The organism is Serratia sp. SCBI (genome assembly GCF_000747565.1).
Taxonomy (GTDB): domain Bacteria; phylum Pseudomonadota; class Gammaproteobacteria; order Enterobacterales; family Enterobacteriaceae; genus Serratia; species Serratia ureilytica.
Genome location: NZ_CP003424.1, coordinates 622,189 through 642,747, shown reverse-complemented (window position 1 = coordinate 642,747; position 20,559 = coordinate 622,189). Strand labels below are relative to the sequence as shown.

The 20,559-nt window shown below is 63.3% G+C and carries 22 protein-coding genes; 3 read left to right on the top strand and 19 right to left on the bottom strand.

Going from position 1 to position 20,559, the window contains the following annotated elements; all coding sequences use genetic code 11:
- Position 1: 1 nt before the first annotated feature.
- Genes fucP through SERRSCBI_RS02880 form a run of 7 tightly spaced genes read right to left on the bottom strand, consistent with a single transcriptional unit; the run spans position 2 to position 6,163 of the window.
- Positions 2-1,231, bottom strand: a complete 1,230-nt coding sequence (gene fucP / locus SERRSCBI_RS02910) for an L-fucose:H+ symporter permease (protein WP_042783649.1) — start codon at positions 1,229-1,231, stop codon at positions 2-4.
- Positions 1,232-1,271: 40 nt separating this feature from the next.
- Positions 1,272-1,631 carry an L-rhamnose mutarotase gene (locus SERRSCBI_RS02905; RefSeq protein ID WP_015376547.1) on the bottom strand — a complete coding sequence of 120 codons (360 nt, stop codon included), beginning with the start codon at positions 1,629-1,631 and terminating at the stop codon, positions 1,272-1,274.
- Positions 1,628-2,404: an SDR family oxidoreductase gene (locus SERRSCBI_RS02900; RefSeq protein WP_042783648.1), complete on the bottom strand. Its 777-nt coding sequence runs from the start codon at positions 2,402-2,404 to the stop codon at positions 1,628-1,630. Before SERRSCBI_RS02900 ends, SERRSCBI_RS02905 begins: the two co-directional genes overlap by 4 nt.
- Positions 2,382-3,245: an amidohydrolase gene (locus tag SERRSCBI_RS02895; RefSeq protein WP_042783647.1), complete on the bottom strand. Its 864-nt coding sequence runs from the start codon at positions 3,243-3,245 to the stop codon at positions 2,382-2,384. Before SERRSCBI_RS02895 ends, SERRSCBI_RS02900 begins: the two co-directional genes overlap by 23 nt.
- Positions 3,246-3,259: 14 nt before the next feature.
- The gene (locus SERRSCBI_RS02890) at positions 3,260-4,537 is read right to left on the bottom strand and encodes an L-fuconate dehydratase (RefSeq protein ID WP_042783646.1); all 1,278 of its coding nucleotides are present in this window, start codon (positions 4,535-4,537) and stop codon (positions 3,260-3,262) included.
- 14 nt (positions 4,538-4,551) lie between these two features.
- On the bottom strand, positions 4,552-5,397 hold the full coding sequence (locus tag SERRSCBI_RS02885) for a fumarylacetoacetate hydrolase family protein (protein WP_042783645.1): 846 nt from the start codon (positions 5,395-5,397) through the stop codon (positions 4,552-4,554).
- A gap of 25 nt (positions 5,398-5,422) precedes the next feature.
- Positions 5,423-6,163 carry an SDR family oxidoreductase gene (locus SERRSCBI_RS02880; RefSeq protein WP_042783644.1) on the bottom strand — a complete coding sequence of 247 codons (741 nt, stop codon included), beginning with the start codon at positions 6,161-6,163 and terminating at the stop codon, positions 5,423-5,425.
- Positions 6,164-6,399: 236 nt separating this feature from the next.
- On the opposite strand from SERRSCBI_RS02880, the gene SERRSCBI_RS02875 reads away from it, so the two are divergent.
- Both SERRSCBI_RS02875 and ampH read left to right on the top strand, forming a co-directional pair.
- Positions 6,400-7,158, top strand: a complete 759-nt coding sequence (locus SERRSCBI_RS02875; RefSeq protein WP_033641770.1) for a FadR/GntR family transcriptional regulator — start codon at positions 6,400-6,402, stop codon at positions 7,156-7,158.
- A 125-nt stretch (positions 7,159-7,283) separates the two neighbouring features.
- Positions 7,284-8,426 (top strand): D-alanyl-D-alanine-carboxypeptidase/endopeptidase AmpH, encoded by a 1,143-nt coding sequence (gene ampH, locus SERRSCBI_RS02870; RefSeq protein WP_042783643.1) that lies wholly within the window; start codon positions 7,284-7,286, stop codon positions 8,424-8,426.
- Between the two features lie 36 nt (positions 8,427-8,462).
- Here ampH and hpaC read toward each other — a convergent pair whose 3' ends face one another.
- The 11 genes from hpaC to SERRSCBI_RS02815 form a co-directional block, all read right to left on the bottom strand.
- Positions 8,463-8,978 (bottom strand): 4-hydroxyphenylacetate 3-monooxygenase, reductase component, encoded by a 516-nt coding sequence (gene hpaC / locus SERRSCBI_RS02865; RefSeq protein WP_016929186.1) that lies wholly within the window; start codon positions 8,976-8,978, stop codon positions 8,463-8,465.
- A gap of 16 nt (positions 8,979-8,994) precedes the next feature.
- A complete protein-coding gene (hpaB, locus tag SERRSCBI_RS02860) occupies positions 8,995-10,557 on the bottom strand; it encodes a 4-hydroxyphenylacetate 3-monooxygenase, oxygenase component (protein WP_004933158.1) in 1,563 nt (520 codons plus the stop codon).
- A gap of 178 nt (positions 10,558-10,735) precedes the next feature.
- Positions 10,736-11,632 (bottom strand): 4-hydroxyphenylacetate catabolism regulatory protein HpaA, encoded by an 897-nt coding sequence (gene hpaA, locus SERRSCBI_RS02855; protein ID WP_004933161.1) that lies wholly within the window; start codon positions 11,630-11,632, stop codon positions 10,736-10,738.
- 34 nt (positions 11,633-11,666) lie between these two features.
- Entirely contained in the window at positions 11,667-13,037 is a 1,371-nt protein-coding gene (hpaX, locus tag SERRSCBI_RS02850) for a 4-hydroxyphenylacetate permease (protein WP_021505400.1), read from the bottom strand.
- Between the two features lie 3 nt (positions 13,038-13,040).
- The gene (gene hpaI / locus SERRSCBI_RS02845; protein ID WP_033641769.1) at positions 13,041-13,835 is read right to left on the bottom strand and encodes a 4-hydroxy-2-oxoheptanedioate aldolase; all 795 of its coding nucleotides are present in this window, start codon (positions 13,833-13,835) and stop codon (positions 13,041-13,043) included.
- A gap of 76 nt (positions 13,836-13,911) precedes the next feature.
- Positions 13,912-14,715, bottom strand: a complete 804-nt coding sequence (gene hpaH, locus SERRSCBI_RS02840; RefSeq protein ID WP_042783642.1) for a 2-oxo-hept-4-ene-1,7-dioate hydratase — start codon at positions 14,713-14,715, stop codon at positions 13,912-13,914.
- 14 nt (positions 14,716-14,729) lie between these two features.
- A complete protein-coding gene (locus SERRSCBI_RS02835) occupies positions 14,730-15,116 on the bottom strand; it encodes a 5-carboxymethyl-2-hydroxymuconate Delta-isomerase (RefSeq protein WP_004933172.1) in 387 nt (128 codons plus the stop codon).
- A gap of 9 nt (positions 15,117-15,125) precedes the next feature.
- Positions 15,126-15,983, bottom strand: coding sequence for a 3,4-dihydroxyphenylacetate 2,3-dioxygenase (hpaD, locus tag SERRSCBI_RS02830; protein ID WP_042783641.1), 858 nt, complete (start codon positions 15,981-15,983; stop codon positions 15,126-15,128).
- 50 nt (positions 15,984-16,033) lie between these two features.
- Positions 16,034-17,488: a 5-carboxymethyl-2-hydroxymuconate semialdehyde dehydrogenase gene (gene hpaE, locus SERRSCBI_RS02825; protein WP_033651367.1), complete on the bottom strand. Its 1,455-nt coding sequence runs from the start codon at positions 17,486-17,488 to the stop codon at positions 16,034-16,036.
- The gene (locus tag SERRSCBI_RS02820; protein WP_016929192.1) at positions 17,485-18,249 is read right to left on the bottom strand and encodes a fumarylacetoacetate hydrolase family protein; all 765 of its coding nucleotides are present in this window, start codon (positions 18,247-18,249) and stop codon (positions 17,485-17,487) included. The genes hpaE and SERRSCBI_RS02820 overlap by 4 nt, the downstream gene beginning before the upstream one ends.
- Positions 18,246-18,878, bottom strand: coding sequence for a fumarylacetoacetate hydrolase family protein (locus tag SERRSCBI_RS02815; protein WP_042783638.1), 633 nt, complete (start codon positions 18,876-18,878; stop codon positions 18,246-18,248). The genes SERRSCBI_RS02820 and SERRSCBI_RS02815 overlap by 4 nt, the downstream gene beginning before the upstream one ends.
- A gap of 329 nt (positions 18,879-19,207) precedes the next feature.
- On the opposite strand from SERRSCBI_RS02815, the gene hpaR reads away from it, so the two are divergent.
- Positions 19,208-19,660, top strand: coding sequence for a homoprotocatechuate degradation operon regulator HpaR (gene hpaR / locus SERRSCBI_RS02810; RefSeq protein ID WP_042783637.1), 453 nt, complete (start codon positions 19,208-19,210; stop codon positions 19,658-19,660).
- A 104-nt stretch (positions 19,661-19,764) separates the two neighbouring features.
- Here the strand turns inward: hpaR and SERRSCBI_RS02805 are convergent, their stop codons facing one another.
- Complete coding sequence (locus SERRSCBI_RS02805) at positions 19,765-20,556, bottom strand: SDR family oxidoreductase (RefSeq protein ID WP_042783636.1); 792 nt, start codon at positions 20,554-20,556, stop codon at positions 19,765-19,767.
- Between the last annotated feature and the right edge of the window lie 3 nt (positions 20,557-20,559).

Genomic DNA, 20,559 nt, shown 5'->3' with positions numbered 1-20,559 from the left:
GTCAGGCGCGGCGCTGCCGCAGGCCGTAAACCAACACCACCGCGAAACACAGCAGCGGCAGCAGATAAGAGAGCGCGGTGCTGTAACGGTCGGCCAGCGCCCCCATAAAGTAAGGCATGATGGCGCCGCCGACGATCGCCATGATCATGAACGAGCTGGCGCGCTTGGTGTGCTTGCCCAGATTTTTCACCCCCAGGGCGAAAATGGTCGGGAACATGATCGACATAAAGAAGAACACCGCGATCAGCGCCACCACCGAGACGCCGTCGACGCTCAGCATTACCACACCGCACAGCGCAATGTTGATCAGCGCATAGACCGCCAGCAGCGTCGCCGGTTTGACCCGTCCCATCAGCCAGGTGCTGAAGAAACGTCCGACCATAAAGCAGATCATGGCGATCGACAGCAGGTAAGAGGCGCTCTGGTTAGACACCTCGCGCCAGTGCTCGGTGGCGTAGTTGATGAAGAACGCCCCCACGCCCACCTGCGCCGCCACGTAGAAAAACTGCGTGATGACCCCGCCGACGAAATGCGGATGCTGCCACAACCCCTGCGCTATCACGCCGTGCACCGGTTTTTCCTCTTCGCGGATCGCCGGCAGCCGGGTGCGGCTGAACAACAGCGCGATCAGCAGCACCAGCGCGGCGATCGCCACATAGGTCATCTTCACCGCGCTCTGATCGCCGCCGCCGACGGACTGGCCGGCGGAGAAGAACAGCGTGCCGCCGATCAGCGGGCCGATAAACTGCCCGAGGCCGTTGAACGACTGGGCCAGGTTGAGCCGCCGTTCGGCGCCCTGCGCGTCGCCCAACACCGTGGCGTACGGGTTGGCCGCCGTTTCCAGGCAGCCCAGGCCGCTGGCGATAACGAACAGCGCGAACAGGAATACGGCGAAGCTGTTGGCCGACGCCGCCGGCACGAACAGCAGCGCGCCCAGTGCGTACAGGCACAGCCCGACCAGAATGCCCGCCTTATAGCCCTTGCGATCCATGAAATAACCGGCGGGCAGCGCCACCAGGAAATAGGCGCCGAAGTACGCCGCCTGCAGCAGCCCCGACTGCGCCTTGGTGACGTGCAGCGTCTCCTGAAAATGTTTGTTTAATACGTCCAGCAGGCCATAGGACAGCCCCCACATGAAGAACAGGCTGGTGACCAGGATAAAGGCCCAGCGCAGATTGGCGGTCACGGGGACGCCCGGCTGCGCGGAGGCCGCACTTTTTTCAGCAAGCATGGTGATACCCTCGTATCGTCTGGCGATGATGATGTTGGCGTTATTGCTGTTGCAGAGAGAAAATCCGCGCCATTTCTACCCATTTTTCGCCCTGCGGCGTCCAGGGGGTGGCGGCCTGGTAGTGCCACATCAGCGCTTCCCATCGCTGCACTTCGGGGTTGTTCAGGCTGGCGGCGTCAAAACGCGCGGCGTCGAAATCGGCGCTGACCTCCACGATCATGAACAGCCGGGTGCCTAACCGGTAAATCTCCATGTCCAGAATGCCGTGCTCGCGCAAATGCGCGGCGATGCCCGGCCAAATGCGCTGATGATGCTGCTGGTACTCCGCAATCAGCGCCGGTGAGTCAATCAGATCGAGCGCCTGGCAGAAACGGCGCCGCCCTGCCGCCGCGCCGCTCACGTCAGCGCCCGATCGAGATGCAGGTAGCCGCCGTCCACCGACAGCCACTGTCCAGTGGTGTGTGATGACCGCGACGACAGCAGAAACGCCACGGTATCGGCGATCTCCTGCGGCGTGGTCATGCGCTGCCCGAGCGGAATGCGCGCGGTGATCTTCTCCATCTGCCGCTGCGGCTCGGCGAAGGTGTTGAGCCAGCGCTGGTACTGCGGGGTGATCACCTCCGCCGGCACCACCGCGTTCACCCGCACCCCATCATGGCGCAGCGACACCGCCCATTCGCGCGTCAGCGCCAGCACCGCGCCCTTGGCGGCGGTGTAGCCGCTGGTGCCCCCCTGCCCGCTGAGTGCGGTCTTGGAGGCGATGTTGACGATGGCGCCCCGGCTCTCCCGCAGCGCCGCCTGGCACAGGTGCGCCATCAGGTAGTAATGCACCAGATTCTTTTCCAGCGAGCCGACGAACGCTTCGCGCCCCGCCTCCAACCCGACGCCGTCGTTGACCCCGGCGTTGTTCACCAGCCCGTCAATGCGGCCGAAGGTCGCCAGCGTCTGGCTGACCGCCCGGCGGCAGGCCGCCTCGTCGCACAATTCGGTGAGGATCACTCCGGTGCGCGGCTGCAACCGCTGTAAATCGGCCAGCAGCGCCGTCTCCGGCGCGGCGTTGGTGACCAGCACCGGGATCGCCCCCTCTTCGGCCAGCACATGAGCAATCGCCGCGCCGATGCCGGCACCGCCGCCGGTGACCAGCACCACCTTATCTTGCAGATACAGATCCATAACCAGACTCCGTTAACCCGTAAATTCGCCGTGCGGTGTCGCCCCAAATCGCCGCCTGCTCGGCGGCCCCCAGCGTCGACAGCGCCCGTTCGCACAGTTGCACCACCTGGCGGTAGTCGCCGGCCAGCAGGCACACCGGCCAGTCGGAGCCGAACATCAGCCGCTGCGGGCCGAACGCCTCCAGCGCGGCATCGAAGAACGGCAGCAGTTCTTCCGCGCGCCACCGGCCACCCGGCGCCTCTGTGATCAGCCCCGAGAGCTTGCAGGCCACGTGCGGCAGCGCCGCCAACGGCCGGATTTGCTGCGCCCAGTGCCGCGCGCCGCGCGCGATGTCCGGCTTGCCGAGGTGATCCAGCACCAGCCAGTGTTGGTCGTGGCGGCCGGCAAACGCCGCCGCGGCCGCCAGATCCCGGTGCGTCACCAGGATCTCATACACATACCCGGCGCGCTGCAGCGTTTGCATGCCGCGATCCACCTCCGGCCGCGCCAGCCAGGCCGCTGGATCCGCTTCGTCCTGCACCTGATGGCGCACCCCGCGCAGCGCGCTGTAAGGCCGCCAGGCCTCCAGACGCTGCGCCAGCTGCGGCGCGGTGATATCCAACCAGCCCACCACGCCGCATACGCCCTCGCTCTGCTCAGCCAGCGCCAGCAGGGCCAGCGTCTCGTCCTCGCTGGGGCGCGCCTGCACCGCCAGCGCGCCGTCGAAGCCGTGTTCCTGCAACAGCGGCCGCAGCCGGGGCGGATCGAAATCCTGTCGCAGCACGCGCATCCGCTCGTCGATCCACGGGTAGTGCTGCGGGTGGTAGCGCCAGTAGTGCTGGTGAGCGTCGATGCGCGGCATGCGATCCTCCCGCCTCACCCGCGGAACCGATACTGCTCGATCGACGACGGATGCATCTCGATCGAGTAACCGGGACGGCTCGGCGGCATGTAGGCCGCGCCCTTGATCACACAGGGATCGACAAAGTGTTCATGCAAATGATCGACGTACTCGATCACCCGGCCTTCGTGGGTGCCGGCGATGCACAGGTAGTCGATCATCGACAGGTGCTGCACGTATTCGCACAGCCCGACGCCGCCGGCATGTGGGCAGACCGGCAGCTGGTATTTGGCCGCCATCAGCATCACCGCCAGCACTTCGTTGACGCCGCCGAGACGGCAGGCGTCGATCTGCACCACGTCCACCGCGCCGCGCATGATGAACTGCTTGAACATGATGCGGTTCTGGCACATCTCACCGGTGGCCACCTTGACCGGCGCCACCCCTTCGCGGATGCGGCGATGCCCTTCCACGTCGTCCGGGCTGGTCGGCTCTTCGATAAACCAGGGGTTGGCGAACGCCAGATGTTTCACCCACGGAATGGCTTCGCCCACCTCCCACACCTGGTTGGCGTCGATCATCAGCCGGCGATCCGGGCCGATCACCTCACGGGCGATGCGCACCCGGCGAATGTCGTCTTCCAGATCGCGCCCGACCTTCAGCTTCAGGTAGGAGAAACCGGCGTCGACCGCTTCCTGGCACAGGCGGCGCAGCTTGTCATCCGGGTAACCCAGCCAGCCGGCGGAGGTGGTGTAACAGGGGTACCCTTGCTGCAGCAGTCGCTCCAGGCGCCGTTCTTTGCCCTCGGCCCGCTGTTTCAGCAGCGCCAGCGCTTCCTGCGGCGTGATGCAGTCGGTGATGTAACGGAAGTCGATGCAGCGCACCAGTTCCTCCGGCGTCATCTCCGCCACCAGCCGCCATACCGGCTTGCCGACCGATTTGGCCCACAGATCCCACACCGCATTGACCACCGCGCCGGTCGCCAGGTGAATGGCGCCTTTGTCCGGCCCGATCCAGCGCAGCTGGCTGTCGCTGGTGAAGCGCCGCCAGAAGGCGCCCATGTCGGCGGCGATCGTCTCCAGCCGCTCACCGACGATCTGATGCTCCAGCGCGCGGATCGCCGCGCAGCAGATCTCGTTGCCGCGGCCGATGGTGAACGTCAGTCCGTGGCCGCTGAGATCCGCGCGATCGGTCTCCAGGATCACGTAGGCGGCGGAATAGTCGGGATCCGGATTCATGGCGTCGGATCCGTCCAGCCCCAACGAGGTGGGGAAACGAATGTCTTCAACCCGCAGTGCGGTAATGGTGGTCATGGCGGCGCTCCCGGTTAAGCCTGTACGGTTTGCTGGCGCTGTTCGCCCAGCCCTTCGATGCCCAGACGCATCGTCTGGCCCGCCCGCAGATAGACGGGCTGCGGTTTCTGCCCCATGCCGACGCCCGGCGGCGTACCGGTGGAGATCACGTCGCCCGGCTGCAGGCTCATAAAGCGGCTGAGGTAGCTGACGATTTGCGGAATGCGGAAGATCATGGTGCTGGTGTTGCCGTCCTGATAGCGCTTGCCGTCCACCTCCAGCCACAGGTTCAGGCTGTGCGGATCGGCGATTTCGTCGGCGGTCACCAGCCAGGGGCCGATCGGCCCGAAGGTGTCGCAGCCTTTGCCCTTGTCCCAGGTGCCGCCGCGCTCAATTTGATATTCGCGTTCTGAGACGTCGTTGATCACGCAATAACCGGCGACGTGGCGCATCGCGTCCGCTTCGCTGATGTAGCGCCCGCCCAGGCCGATCACCACGCCCAACTCCACTTCCCAATCGGTTTTCTGCGAGCCGCGCGGGATCTCCACCCGGTCGTAGGGGCCGACCACCGCGCTGGTCCATTTGTTGAACACCACCGGTTCTTCAGGAATGGCCGCGCCGGTTTCCGCCGCGTGATCGGCGTAGTTCAGGCCGATGCAGATGAACTTGCCGATGCCGCCGACGCAGGCGCCGAGGCGCGGCTGCCCCTCGACCAGCGGCAACGCGGCGCTGTCCAGCGCACGCAGTTTGGCGAGCGACGCCGGCGATAACGCGGCGCCGCCCACGTCGGCGATATGCTGCGACAGATCGCGCAGGCGGCCCTGCGCATCCAACATGCCGGGGCGCTCTTGCCCGGGTTCCCCATAACGTAAAAGTTTCATGTGTTCCTCTCTCAAAAATGGCGGCTCAGTTGCTCCAGCCGCCGTCGATGATCTGCACCGTGCCGGTGGTGTACGAACTGGCGTCGGAGGCCAGATACAGCGCCAACTGGGCAATTTCCTCGGTGGTGCCGATGCGCCCGATCGGCTGGCGGGCGACGAACGCCTGATACACCTCTTGCTCGCTACGCTCCTGCTCGCGCGCCTGCTCAGCGATGCGCTGACGCAGCGACGGCGATTCCACCGTGCCGGGGCAGATGGCGTTGCAGCGGATGCCCTGGGTGACGTAATCCGCCGCCACCGAGCGCGTCAGGCCAATCACCGCCGCCTTGCTGGCACCGTAGGCGAAGCGGTTCGGCACCCCTTTCACGCTCGAGGCCACCGAGGACATGTTGATGATCGAGCCTTTGCCGCGCGCCAACATGCCCGGCAGGAAGGCGCGGATCATGCGGAACATTGCGGTCACGTTGAGATCGAGCGCGAACGCCCACTGATCCTCGCTGCAATCGAGGATCGATCCGCTGTGCACCACGCCGGCGCAGTTGAACAACACGTCGATCGGGCCGATCGCTTCCGCCGCCGCCGCGATGGCGGCCGGATCGGTGACGTTCAGCGCCAGCGCGCGGATCCCGGCGCAACCCTGCAGGCGCTCGAGGTTGATGTCGCTGGCGATCACGTCGGCACCGGCGGCGGCGAACAGCCTGGCGGTGGTGAATCCGATCCCTTGCCCGGCGGCGGTGATCAGTACGCGTTTCCCGGTTAAATCCATCTTGACTCCTCGGCCTAAAGATCTAATGGTCAGGCCACTAAAGGCGGTTAAAGGTCAGGCCTCTAACATGACAAAAGACGCTTTACGCGTTATCGTTGGGGGAAGAAGTTAATAAAAACAGCCTTGAAACCGCATTTCAATTAACCATTTTTTTACACTTGAATAACGATTACTCAAGCGCCTTGTCGCATAATTGTGCGCCAAATCACTGAACGCCGAATCGTCAAAGGTCAAAAATGCCGATTACCCGACTGGAAAACCCAAGGATTTACAGACAGATAGCTGACCAGCTCAAACGTCTTATCGAGAACAACGAATTTCCGCCGGGCAGCCGCCTGCCCTCGGAGCGCGATCTTGCCCAGCAGTTGCAGGTCAGCCGCGCGTCGGTGCGCGAGGCGCTGATCGCGTTGGAAGTGATTGGCCTGGTGGACGTCAAGGTGGGCAACGGGGTGATCGTGCGTTCGCAAACGCCGCCGCCGGCGTCGCAAGAACCGGTCATGGCCCAGGCCGGCCGCAACCAGTGGGCGGAAATCGACGACGAACTGAATATCGAGCTGGATTTCAACGCCGAGCTGCCGCCGTTTTCACTGCTGCAAACCCGCCTGTTGATCGAACCGGAGACCGCCGCACTGGCCGCGCGCCACGCCACCGACGAAGAGCTGGCGGGCATCCGCGCCGCCTATGAGCAGAACTGCCGCGATAACCGGGCCGGCTCCGCCACCCACCCCGGCGATCGGCTGTTCCACATCCGCATCGCCCAGGCCAGCGGCAACCCGGCCTATGCGTTCATCATCGGGCACCTGCTCGGCCACCGTTACGGCAGCATGTTCCGCGTGCTGCAGCGCCACTATACGCCGGACGACATGCCGCACCGTTCCGAGCTGGAACACCGGGCGATCCTGGCGGCAATTGAAGCGCGCGACGTGCGCGGCGCCCGCAAGGCGATGAAGGCGCACCTGGACGAAGTGATCGCCATTTTCGCCCGCGCGCAATAGGCCGCGGCGGTTAAAAATTTTTATCGCCACCGCTCTTTTTTCTACATGCAGCAGGGGCCTGGGGGCATTACACTGGGCGACGAATAACGCCCTTTCCCGCTGCATTGTTAAATGGATAACGACCGTTGAAGAACTCTGTCTCCGCTTTATTGCTGGCGCTGGGCCTGTGCGCCGCGCCGCTGGCCGTGCAGGCCGCGCCCCCGCAGCTGGCTTCGCAAATCGTCAACCAGTATGCCGAACATATTTTCTACAACAGCGGCGCCACCGGCATGGCGCTGGTGGTGATCGACGGCAATCAGGTGGTTAACCGCAGCTTCGGCGACACCAAGCCCGGCAACAACCTGCGCCCGCGCCCGGATTCGCTGATTCGCATCGCCTCGATCACCAAGCTGATGACCAGCGAAGTGATGGTGAAGATGGCGGCGGAAGGCCAGGTCAAGCTGACCGACCCGCTGCGCAAATACGCCCCCAAGGGCGCCTATGTGCCGGCTTACAACGCCGGCCAGCCGATCACCTTATTGAACCTGGCGACCCACACCAGCGCGCTGCCGCGCGAGCAGCCGGGCAAGAAGCCGCCGAAAACGCCGGTGTTCACCTGGCCGACCAAGGCCCAGCGCTGGCAGTGGCTGGCGCATGCCAACATCACGACGCCGCCGGGCGTGCACGCCGCCTACTCCAACCTGGCGTATGATCTGCTGGCCGACGCGCTGTCGCGCGCCGCGGGCAAACCTTACAACGCGCTGCTGAAAGAGAAAATCACCGCACCGCTCGGCATGGTCGACACCACGCTGACGCCGAGCCCTGAACAATGCTCGCGCCTGATGGTGGCGGCGGCCGGCCCAAGCGCCTGTCGCGACACCACCGCCGCGGCCGGCAGCGGCGGCGTCTACTCCACCCCGCGCGACATGCAGCGCTGGATGCAGCAGTTCCTCTCCTCCAGCGCCAGCGGCCCGCGCAAAGCCACCGCCGCCAGCGAGCAAACCATGTACTTCCAGCGCCACGATCTGGTGTCGCTGAAGGGCATGGACGTGCCGGGGCAAGCGGATGCATTGGGATTGGGCTGGGTGTATATGGCGCCGAAGGACGGGCTGCCGGGCATCATTCAGAAGACCGGCGGCGGCGGCGGATTCATCACCTATATGGCGATGATCCCGGCGAAAAACGTCGGGGTGTTCGTGGTGGTGACCCGTTCGGAGCTGAGCAAGTTCACCAACATGAGCGATCCGGTCAACCGCCTGGTGAGCGATCTGGCGGCCAACAAGAGTTGAGATGGGGGGCGCAGCTGGCTGCGCCCCCAGGCGTCGTCAGGCCGGCACCGCCATCTGATGAATCACAGGATGGAAGTTGCGCTTGAAGTAGATCAGGCCGTTGCCCGCTTCGCTCAGCGCGATCTGCTTGATCTGCACCAGGTACATCTGGTGGGTGCCGATGCTCTGGATCTGCTCGATCTCCCCTTCCAGGCTGGCCAGGGTATTGCGCAGCACCGGCTGCCCCAGCGCGCCGAGCTGCCACTCTTCCAGCCGGAAACGATCTTCCATGCTGACGCCGGTCATGCCGGCGAAGTGGCGCGCCATCAGCTCCTGCTCGTGGTTAAGCACGTTGACGCACAGCCTGCGGTTTTCCTGAAACACCGGGTTCATCGCGCTGTTGCGGTTGATGCACACCAGCAGCGTCGGCGGCGTATCGGTCACCGAACACACCGCCGTGGCGGTGATGCCGCAGCGCCCCGCCGGGCCGTCGGTGGTGACAATATTCACCGCCGCCGACAAGCTGGCCATGGCGTCGCGAAAGCGCAGCCGCTGTTCATTTTCCTGAGACATACAACCTCCTCCTGAATTACTTCAGCAGATTATCCAACTGATTAATATCGTCATTGTTCCGCAGGTGCGGCACCTTCCAGCCGTGCTGATCGTAATCGGCCAGGCACTTGTCGACCATCTGCATCATGCGATCCATGTTGCCAGATCCCTGCGCATGGCGCAGGCACTGCAGGCGGATCTCATCCTGGCTGCCGGCGTAGTTGATCTCATACAGCTCGTGGCGCCCGCCGAACTCGCTGCCGATCGCATCCCACATCAGTTTGAGGATCTTGATGCGCTCGACGTGATCCATGCCGTCCGATCCGCGCACGTAGCGCGCCAGGTACTTGTCGATCTCCGGGTTGTTCATGTCGCGCACGCTGGACGGCAGATAGATCAGGCCGCTGGTGACGTTCTTCTCGATGATGTGTTTCACCTTGGTGTAGGCCATCGGCGCCATCACGCGGTAGGTTTGCAGCGCGGCGGAATCCGGCAGGTAAGCGCCGTTTTCCCATTGCGTGGCTTCGGCGCACATCGCGTCGCTCAGCGACCAGAACAGGTTGCGCCAGGCCACCACTTCACCCAGATCGGCCTGCACGCCGCGGAACTCCAGCACGCCGGTGCACGAGAGGCTCTTTTGCAGCAGCGCGGTGATGAAATCCATCTTCACCGCCAGACGCACGCAGGCCTGCAGCGGGAACAGCCGGGCGAAACCGCCCTGGGTGCTCCAGCGGCGACAGCGGTCGAAATCGCGGTAGATCAGCACGTTTTCCCACGGGATCAGCACATGATCCATGATCAGGATCGCGTCGTTCTCGTCGAAGCGGCTGGTCAGCGGGTAGTCGAACGGCGAACCGGTGGCGCCGGCCACCAGCTCGTAGGAGGCGCGCGAAATCAGCTTCACCCCTTCGGCATCCATCGGCGCCACGAACATCAGCGCAAAGTCAGGATTATCGCCCATCACCTGCGCCGAACCGAAACCGATGAAGTTGTAGTGGGTCAACGCCGAGTTGGTAGCCACCACTTTGGCGCCGCTGACGATGATGCCAGCGTCGGTTTCTTTCTCCACCTGAATGTAGACGTCCTTCACCTCGTTGACCGGCTTATGACGATCGATCGGCGGGTTGACGATAGCGTGGTTGAAATAGAGCCCGGTTTCCTGAATGCGTTTGTACCAGTGGCGCGCGTTGTCGGCGAACTGGCCGTAGAACTCCGGATAAGCGCCCAGCGCGCAGCCGAAGGCCGCCTTATAATCCGGCGTGCGCCCCATCCAACCGTAGCTTTGGCGCGACCAGTCGGCGATGGCGTCACGCTGCTGGCGCATCTCTTCCGGGCTGCGGGCATAGCGGAAGAACTTGTGGGTGTAACCGCCGTTGCCGGTGTCGGTATTCCAGCACAGGCGATCCTGGCTGGCCGGATCGTGCAGCGCGTCGTACAGCTGGCCGACCGAGGCCGCCGCATTGCGGAACGCCGGGTGGGTGGTGACGTCTTTTACGCGTTCGCCGTAAATGTAGATTTCGCGGCTGTCCTGCAAACTTTTCAGGTACTCGGCGCCGGTGAACGGACGCTTGCTGTCGGCACGAAAGTCTTCTGGTTTCATCGGGTCTTCCTCGTAATCGGCATTTTTCAGGCCGTGGAGTCGGCCATTTGTTAAAATAATGTTTTCTTTTGGTTGCTTAATTGAAGCTGCCAAAGCCGGTTTCGAGAAGAGACTTTTGCGGCAATCGCCGGTACTTTTCAGGTCAGTTTGCCGCTTTCGCGGCAAACTGTGATCGCGGTTACGAAAGGGCGTGTTGCGCCGCGCGGTAGGTTGAAGGGGAACAGCCTTCCAGCCGATTGAAAAAACGGGCGAAATAGGCCGGATCCTTGAAGCCGAGGCTGTAGGCGGTTTCATGCACCGTGCAGGCGCTGAACAGCAGCATGCGCTTAGCCTCGCGCAGCAATCGATCGAAGATCAGCCGCTTGGGCGGCCGGTTGGCGAAGCGCCGACACAGGTCGTTGAGCCGCGATTCGGTCACGCCCAACGCCTGCGCATACTCCGGCACCGGCAGATGCTCGCGGAAACGCTCGTCCACCATCTTGTTGAAGCGTTGAAACAGCTGCAGTTCGCCGCGCACGCCGCTGTTGGCGCTGTCTTCCAGCGCGGTGTTGCGCAGCAGCAGCGTGAACACCGCCTGCGCCAACAGCGCCAGCGTCTGTTCGCGCCCGGCCAGGTTCTGCGCGAACTCGCGGCGGATCAGCGCCCAATAGTGGCTGAGCGCCGTCAGCTCCTGCGGCGCATCGGCCAGCGACAGGCAGATGCCCGGCATGTCCAGCGCCAGATTGCTGCCGGGATACAGGCGCTCCAGCAGCGGCCAAATCAGCTCCTGACGCACCGTCAGCACGTGGCCGTCGCTGTCCGGTTCGGTGAAGAACGCATGCGGCACCGACGGCGGCGTGAGGATGAACAGCGGCGCCTGCACCGAATAGTGCTGATCGTCGAGCTGCAGCTCTATCTTGCCGGTCTCCAGAAAATGCACCTGGAAGAAGCAGTCGTGCCAGTGCACCTGCATGTCGCGGCCGAAGAACGCCGCCAGCCCGGCGAAGGTTTCGTAGTGCACCTCGTCGGCGGCGTAGCGCGCGTCATACTCTTTGCAAATATCGATGTTGGCGATAAAACCGGTACTTTTCCGCACCTCATTACCTCCTGCAATCCTGCCTATCTGCGTATCAAGGCGTCGCTCTCGGGCGCGAATCCTTCATCGGGATGCGCCACACCAGCACGGCGCCGACGATCAACAGCGCCGAGACGAAATACAGCCCGGAGTTGAAGCTGCCGGTCATGTCCTTGAACCAGCCGATCAACAGCGGGCTGAGCGCCGATCCGATATTGCCGGTGGCGTTGATCACCGCGATCCCCACCGCCCGCGCTTCCAGGCTGATCGACTGATCCGGCGTGGTCCAGAAGATCGCCATGGCGGTAAAGGAACCGACCGACGCCATCACGATCCCCAGCAGTTGGATCAGGCTGTGATCGGTGGCGGAAGCCAATAGCCAGCCGGCGGCGGCGAACAGATACGGCAGCGCGGTGTGATGCTTACGCTCCTGCAGCCTGTCGGATCGTTTGCTCCACCACACCATGCCGGCGATGGTGCAGATCTGCGGGATCGCCGCCAGAATGCCGATCGTCACGTTGCTGCTGCCCTGGTTGAAGCTCTGCAGGATCTGCGGCGTCCAGATATTGATCGCGCTCAGGGTGTTGGTCAGGCAGAAATAGGCCAGCGTGTACATCAGCACGATCGGCGTGAAGATCTCGCGCCACAGGCTGCGCTGCTGCAGCGCGCGGTGGCTGCTCGGCCCGTTGGGTTGCACCAGCTGCAGCTTGTCGGCCTCCATCATCGCTTTCAGGCTGGCTTTTTCCTCGTCGGTCAGCCACTTGGCCTTGGCCGGGGTGTCGTCGAGGTAGAACCACACCACCACGCCCAACAGCACCGACGGGATCCCTTCCAGCAGGAACAGCCACTGCCAGCCCTTCAGGTTCATCACCCCGTCCAGCGCCAGAATATAGCCGGAGACCAGCGAACCGATCGCCATGGTCACCGGCATGGCGATCATGAACAAGGCGTTAGCCCGGGCGCGGTAAAACGCCGGGAACCAGTAGGTGAGGTACACCAGAATGCCCGGCAGGAAGCCGGCCTCGGTGATGCCGACGATCATGCGCAGCACATACAGGCTGGTCGGCCCGGTGGCGAACATCGTGCAGGTGGAAGCGATGCCCCACAGCACCATGATGGTGGCGATCCAGCGCCGCGCGCCGACCCGGCTCAGCATCATGTTGCTCGGAATGCCGAAGATCACGTAGGTGGCATAGAACAGCGTCGCCGCCAGCCCGAACATGGTCGAGCTGAGGCCGAGATCCTTGCCCATCGTCAGCCCGGCGAAGCCGATGTTGATGCGGTCGAGGAAAGAGAAAACAAACAACACGAACAGGAAAATAATCAGGCGCCGAAACAACTTTTTAATCACCGATTGCTCGGCGGCGGTTAACGCTTTATGTTGCTGCGCCGGGTTGGCCGGCGGCAGCGAATCGACGTGGTTCATGGTTCAGTAGACTCCCGATGAAGGCGCTTGCGCCCCGCCCTGTTTGAACTCGTTCGCCAGGGCTTCCGCCGCCCGCGCCAGCAGGGTGGTATCCACTCCTACCGCGACGAACAGCGCGCCGGCTTCCAGATAGCGCTGCGCCAGCGCCTTGTTGGCCATCAAAATGCCCGGCGCCTTGCCGGCAGCGCGGATGCGCGCAATGGCGTCATCGATGGTGCGCTGCACCTCCGGATGCTGCGGATTACCGGCGAAGCCCATGTCGGCGCTGAGATCCGCCGGGCCGATAAACACGCCGTCCACCCCTTCCACCTGCAGGATCGCCTCCAGGTTTTTCACCGCCTCGCGGGTTTCAATCTGCACCAGCACGCACATCTGCTCGTCGGCCTGCTGCAGGTAATCGGGCACTCGGTTCCAGCGCGAGGCGCGCGCCAGGGCGCTGCCGACGCCGCGCACGCCATGCGGCGGATAGCGCGTGGCGCGCACCGCGTCGCGCGCCTGTTCGGCGTTCTGAATCATCGGGATCAATAAGGTTTGCGCGCCGACGTCCAGCAACTGCTTGATGATCACCGCATCGTTCCACGGCGGCCGCACCACCGGCTGACTCGGGTAAGGGGCGACCGCCTGCAGCTGCCCCAGCACCGTCTGCACGTTGTTGGGCGCATGTTCGCCGTCGATCAGCAGCCAGTCGAAACCGGCGCCGGCCAACAGTTCGGCGCTGTAGCTGCTGCACAGCCCGAGCCACAGCCCGATCTGCGGGCGTTTTTCCTGCAGCGCTCGCTTGAAGTGGTTGGTTAACATCGCATTCTCCCTGACAAGCGGGCGCGGCGCGTGGCCCCCGCCCGGTTATTGCGGCTCGGTTCGCCGAGCCTGCTTATTAGACGAAGCGGCAGCTGATGCAGCCCATCGGGCCGTAATCGACGTGGAAAGTATCGCCGCGCCGCGCCGGCACCGGCCGGGTGAAAGAACCGCCGAGGATCACCTGCCCCGCTTCCAGCTCCACCTCATACGGCGCCAGCTTGTTGGCCAGCCAGGCCACGCCGTTAGCCGGATGATTGAGCACCGCCGCCGCCACGCCGGACTCTTCAATCACGCCGTTGCGGTACAGCAGCGCAGAGATCCAACGCAGATCCAGCGCATCCGGCTTGATCGGCCGCCCACCCATCACCACCCCGGCGTTGGCGGCGTTGTCGGAGATGGTGTCGAACACCTTGCGCGGCCGCTGCGTCTCGGGATCGACGTTGTGGCTGCGCGCGTCGATGATCTCCAGCGCCGGAATGACGTAGTCGGTGGCGTTGTAGACGTCGAACAGCGTGCAGTTCGGCCCGCGCAGCGGCTTGGCCAGCACGAACGCCAGCTCCACCTCCACCCGCGGCACGATGAAGCGATCGATCGGAATGTCGCTGCCGTCGTTGAAGAACATGTCGTCCAGCAGCGCGCCGTAGTCCGGCTCGGTGATCTGCGAGCTGACCTGCATGGCGCGCGAGGTCAGGCCGATCTTGTGGCCTTTGAGCGCGCGCCCCTCGGCGATCTTCAGCTCCACCCACTGCCGCTGAATGGCATAGGCGTCTTCAATGGTGATCTCGGGATGATCGAGCGACAGCGCGCGGATCTGCTCACGACTCTTTTCCGCCTGATGCAGGCGCTGCACGGCGCGGTTAACCTGCTCTTTATCCAGCATTTACGACCCCTTATTCACGCTTTATTGAACAGCGCGTGGACATTGTTCTGTTTGTAATTCAGCACCGGATCCAGCTCTTCCATGGTGAAAGAGAGCGCCAGGTAACGCTGCGCCATCAGCGCGGCGAAGTGTTCCTTGATCAGCGCAAACAGCATCTCGCCCACCTGCTGACGGCTTTCCAGACTGCGGCCGTGGCCGATTTTCAACGTCATGTGCACGAAGGCGTAATCCTGCTTGCCGTCGGCCATCTGCCAGGTATCGAGCCAGATGGCCCGGCTGCGCACGCCGGCCAGCGGGAAGATGCCGGTCGCCGCCAGCGCCTCGTTAACCTTGGCGAACAGGGTAGGCAAATCCGCCTCGCGGCGGATGTTGTCGGTACATTCAGCGTAAAAATGGGGCATTCACACACCTCAGGCTTCAGCGGGCAAAGGGAACACGGCGTTGACCTGCCCGGTGCCGGAACTGGCGAACAGCGGGGTGATGAACTCCACCTTGCCGTCGTATTTGTCCCAGCCGAGCAGGCCCAGCAGCATCACGGTGTCGTGCATGTTGCCTTCGCCGTAGCAATAATCGGCATACTCCGGCAGCATTTCGCAGAACTCGCGAAAGCGCCCCTCTTCCCAGAGCTTGACCACCCGTTCGTCCATTTGCTGGTCGAACTGACGGGTGTAGCTGTTCATGCCCTCTTCGGCGCGCTGATCGTCGATAAAGCGGTGCGACAGCGAGCCGCTGGCCAGCACCGCCACGGTGCCGTCGTATTTCTCGATGGCGCTTTTGAGCGCCTCGCCCAGCCGGCGGCTGTCGGCGAAGTCATGCACGGTGCAAAACGCCGAGATCGACACCACCTTGAAATGCTTGTCGGCGTTCATGTAACGCATCGGCACCAGCGTGCCGTATTCCAGCTTCAGGCTCGGGATGTCGTGCGCCTTGGCGCGTACGCCCCGCTTGCAGGCCTCATCGGCGATCAGTTGGCCCAGCTCCGGGTTGCCGTCGTAGTCGTAAGTCATGTCGCGGATGAAATGCGGCAGCTCGTTGCTGGTGTACACGCCGGAGAAATGCGCGCTGCAGTTGATGTGATAGGCGCTGTTCACCAGCCAGTGGGTGTCGAACACCACGATGGTGTCGACGCCCATCTCGCGGCAACGCGCGCCGATCTCTTTATGGCCGTCGATGGCCGCCTGCCGGCAGCCAAAGTTTTTCCCAGGGATTTCCGACAGATACATCGATGGCACATGTGTAATCTTGGCGGCTAACGCTAACTTACCCATAAGTCCTCACATGAAACAAAAATGATTCCGTGAACGATGCCGGGGCCTGATTAAACGCCCCAGCGTGGGATCGGGTGATCACCCATGGAAATGCACACGTTCTTCATCTCGGCGAACACTTCGAAGCTGTATTCCCCGCCTTCGCGGCCGGTGCCGGAGGCTTTCACGCCGCCGAACGGTTGGCGCAGATCGCGTACGTTTTGGGTGTTGACGAAAACCATGCCCGCTTCGATGCCGCGGGCCAGGCGCAGAACCTTGCTCACATCCTGCGTCCAGATGTACGACGCCAGGCCGTACTCCACGTCGTTGGCCATGCGCAGGCCGTCTTCTTCTGATTTGAACGGCAGCAGGCAGGCCACCGGCCCGAAGATCTCCTCCTGCGCCACGCGCATCCGGTTGTCGACATCCGCCAACACCGTCGGGCGCAGGAAGTTGCCGTGGCTCAAGCCGGCCGGTTTATCCGGGCCGCCGGCCAACAGGGTCGCCCCTTCCTCCACCCCGAGGCGGATATAGCCGGAGACTTTTTCCCAGTGCTGCGGGCTGATCAACGCGCCCACCTGGGTGTTGGGATCTTGCGGATCGCCGACGCGCAGACGGTTGGCGCGCTCGGCGAAACGTTTGACGAATTCCGGGTAGATACTCTCCTGAATGAAGATGCGCGAACCGGCGGTGCAGCGTTCGCCGTTGATCGAGAAGATGGTGAACAGCGCGGCGTCGAGCGCCCGCTCAATGTCGGCGTCTTCAAAGATCAGCACCGGCGACTTGCCGCCGAGCTCCATGGAGAATTTCTTCAGCCCGGCGCTTTCGATGATGCGCCGGCCGGTGGCGGTGCCGCCGGTGAAGGAGACCGCGCGCACGTCTTTATGGCGCACCAATGCGTCGCCGGCGGTGGCGCCGTAGCCCTGCACCACGTTCAGCACCCCGGCCGGAATGCCGGCTTCCAGCGCCAGCTCGCCCAGGCGATCGGCGGTCAGCGGCGACAGTTCGGACATCTTCAGCACCGCCGTGTTGCCCAGCGCCAGGCAAGGCGCGGTTTTCCAGGTGGCGGTCATGAACGGCACGTTCCACGGCGATACCAGCGCGCATACCCCCACCGGCTGCACCAGCGTGTAGTTGAGCATCTTGTCGTCCACCGGGTAGGTCTTGCCGTTCATCTGCTGGCACACCTCGGCGAAGAATTCGAAGTTGTGCGAGGCGCGCGGGATCAGCACGTTTTTGGTCTGATGGATCGGCAGACCGGTATCGGCGGTTTCCATTTCGGCGATCTGCGGCACGTTCTGGTCGATCAGTTCACCCAAACGGCGCATCAGGCGCGCGCGCTCTTTCATCGGCGTATTCGCCCACTTGGGGAACGCCTCTTTCGCCGCGGCCACCGCCTGGTCTATCTCCAGCTGGCCGCCGGAGGCCACTTCCGCCAGCACCTCGCCGTTCGCCGGGTTGGTGGTGGTGAAATACTCTTTGCTGGCGACGTTCTTACCGTTGATCCAGTGGTTGATGGTTTTCATCGCAGGCTCTCCTCGTAATCTTTTTCACTGATAATGTGGTTAACCAAACGGCCGATGCCTTCGATCTCCACCACCACTTCGTCGCCCGGCTGCACGTCGGCCAGCCCTTTCGGCGTGCCGGTGGCGATCATGTCGCCCGGCTGCAGCGTCATGAATTCGCTCAGGTAGGCGATCAGGAACGGAATGTCGAAAATCATGTCGGCGGTGCTGCCGCGCTGGCGCAGCTCACCGTTGACGTAGGTGCTGAGCGCCAGCCGATGCGGATCGGCGACGTCGTCGCGATCGACGATATACGGCCCGATCGGCGTCAGGGTGTCGCGGCTCTTCACCCGCAGATTCGGCCGGTAGTAGTTCTCCAGGTAGTCGCGGATGGCGTAGTCGTTGCACAGGGTGTAACCCGCCACATACTCCATGGCGCGCTCGCGACTGACGTTGCGCGCGGTCTTGCCGATCACCGCCACCAGCTCGGCTTCGTAATGCATGTACTCCACGCCGGCCGGACGCACCGACACCTGACGGTGGCCGGTCAGGGTGTTCGGCGCCTTGAGGAACACCAGCGGCTCTTCCGGCGCTTTAAATTCCAGCTCGCTGGCGTGGTCGGCATAGTTCAGTCCCAGGGCGAACACCGTGCCCTGCGCCGGCGGCAGCCATTCCACTTCACGCTCCTGCAGCACCTCGCCGTTCGGCAGCGTGACGCGCAGCTGGTCATCTACCTGAACGTTGACGATCTGGCCATGATGGCGAATACGGGCATGTTTCATGATGCGGCTCCTGCCTGGGTGACGCGGTTGGTCAACGTGGGCAGGCCGGCGGCGCGCACCGTCACCTCATCCCCCGGTTTGATCGCCACCCGCTGGTGCGGGGTGCCTATCAGCACCGCATCGCCCGGCTGCAGGGTGATGAAATCGCTGATGGCGGCGATCAGCTCCGGTACCGCGCGCACCAGATCGGCGGTGGACCAGCGATCCTGCTCCACGCCGTTGATCTCGGTGACGATCTCCAGCCGATCGGCGTTCTCCAACTGCCCCATCTCCCCCAGCGGGCAGAAGCCGTCGCGGCATTTGGCCTTGATCGCCGGGCGATAGAAGCTGCTCTCCGGCAGGCTGACGTCGTTGGCCAGCGCGTAACCGGCCAGATAACGGCTCACCTGCGCCGCCGGCACCTTGCGCGCGGTGTCGCCGATGATCACCGCCAGCGTGCCGCCGCTCTGCACGGTTTCACCGGCCGGAAACGGGATCGCCCCGCCGTTGGCGAGGTGGGTATTGCGCGGTTTGATAAACCACACCGGGGTTTTGGGCGGGGTTTGATACGGCTGCTGGTGACACGCCTGATCCCAGGCGTCCAGTTGGCTGCGGTGGTTCAGCGCAACGGAAAATACGGTGCCTTTCATGCGAACTCCTCCAATGGCAAAAAACATGACAACCGGCATTCATTAATATATTAATGATTACTTTTATACGCTGTGCAGCTTTTACGCAACGCGCTTGGAGTGATTTGTGATCGTGATAACAAAATATTCACAAATTACGAACATTAGCGTGATTATTCAATGCATTAACCATTTTTCACGCCATTTTTAGCTGCGCCTCGCATTTTTGCTTTATCCCTACGGGTAACTTTGGCTACTATTAAGTTATTAACAAAATCGGGCTTTGCGGGGCAGGCGCCCCCATAACGAGCGCCGTAACAACGAACACCTTGATAGCTAAGGCCAAACTTATGCATGAATCGTTAACCATCGCCCTGCTGCAGGCGCGTGAAACCGCCATGGGGTTCTTCCGCCCGATCCTGAAAAGCCACAATCTCACCGAGCAGCAGTGGCGCATCATCCGCGTGCTGGCCAACAGCCGTTCGATCGAATTCCACGAACTGGCGGCGGAAACCTGCATCCTGCGTCCCAGCCTGACCGGCATTCTGTCGCGCATGGAGCGCGATAAGCTGATCTTCCGCCTTAAACCGGTCAACGATCAGCGCAAGCTGTACGTGTCTCTGACCCAGCAGGGTCAGGAGCTGTATGAAGTAGCGCGCCATCAGGTGGAACAAGGCTACGCCGAGATTGAAGCCGCTTTCTCGCGGCAAAAAATGGACCAGCTGATGACGTTGCTGGACGAGCTGATCACCCTGGGCGACAGCCTGCCAGCCAACGTCACCGCGCATCCCGCCAAGAAGTGATTTAACCAACCGGAATTCTCACATTAATTGGCGTTGCAGCCAGGCGGCCAAGGCGTAAATCCCCAGTCGCTTACTCAAGTAAGCGACTGGGGTACGTGGCTGCGTCAAGTAAGCAGAGTATTCGTTTCCGGCAACAGCGCGCCGCCGTCCACCACCAGCGTCTGGCCGGTGATGTAGGCCGCCGCCGGCGAGGCGAGAAACACCATCGCCGCGGCGATGTCTTCCGGTTCCCCCAGCCGCCCGAGCGGCACCGCGGCGGCGATCGCCTGATTCACCTGCGCGTCGCCCAGGTTGGCCATCGCCGGCGTGCGGATCATCCCCGGCTCCACGCCGTTGACGCGAATGTTCTCCGCCGCCAACTCCAGCGCCGCCGCGCGAATAAAGCCGTTTACCCCGGCCTTGGAGGCGGCGTAATGCGCCAGCCCCGGATACGCCACCCGCGGGCCGGTCACCGACGAGGTCACCAGCAGGCTGCCGCCGCCGGCGCGGCGCATCCACGGCAGCGCCGCCTGCGCCAGAAAGAACGGCGCCATCAGATTGACGCTCAGCGTGCGTTGCAACAGGGCCGCGTCGATGGCGGTAAACGGCGTCAGCGGAAAATAGGCGGCGTTGTGGATCACCACGTCCAGCCGTTGGTGCCGCTCGCCCACCGCCGCCACCAACTCGGCAATCTGCCCCGGCTCGGCCAGATCGCAGGCCAGCGCCTGCACTTTCACCCCTTCGCCCCGCAGCGTTTGCGCCGCCGCCTGCGCCTGCGGCAGCTGCACGTCCGCGATCGTCACCTCGGCGCCAAGCCGGGCAAAGGCGCTGACGATCGCCAGCCCAATGCCCTGCGCGCCGCCGGTCACCAGCACCGCCTGCCCGGCGAAGGCCTCGGCCGCATAGGTTGCGCTCATCGC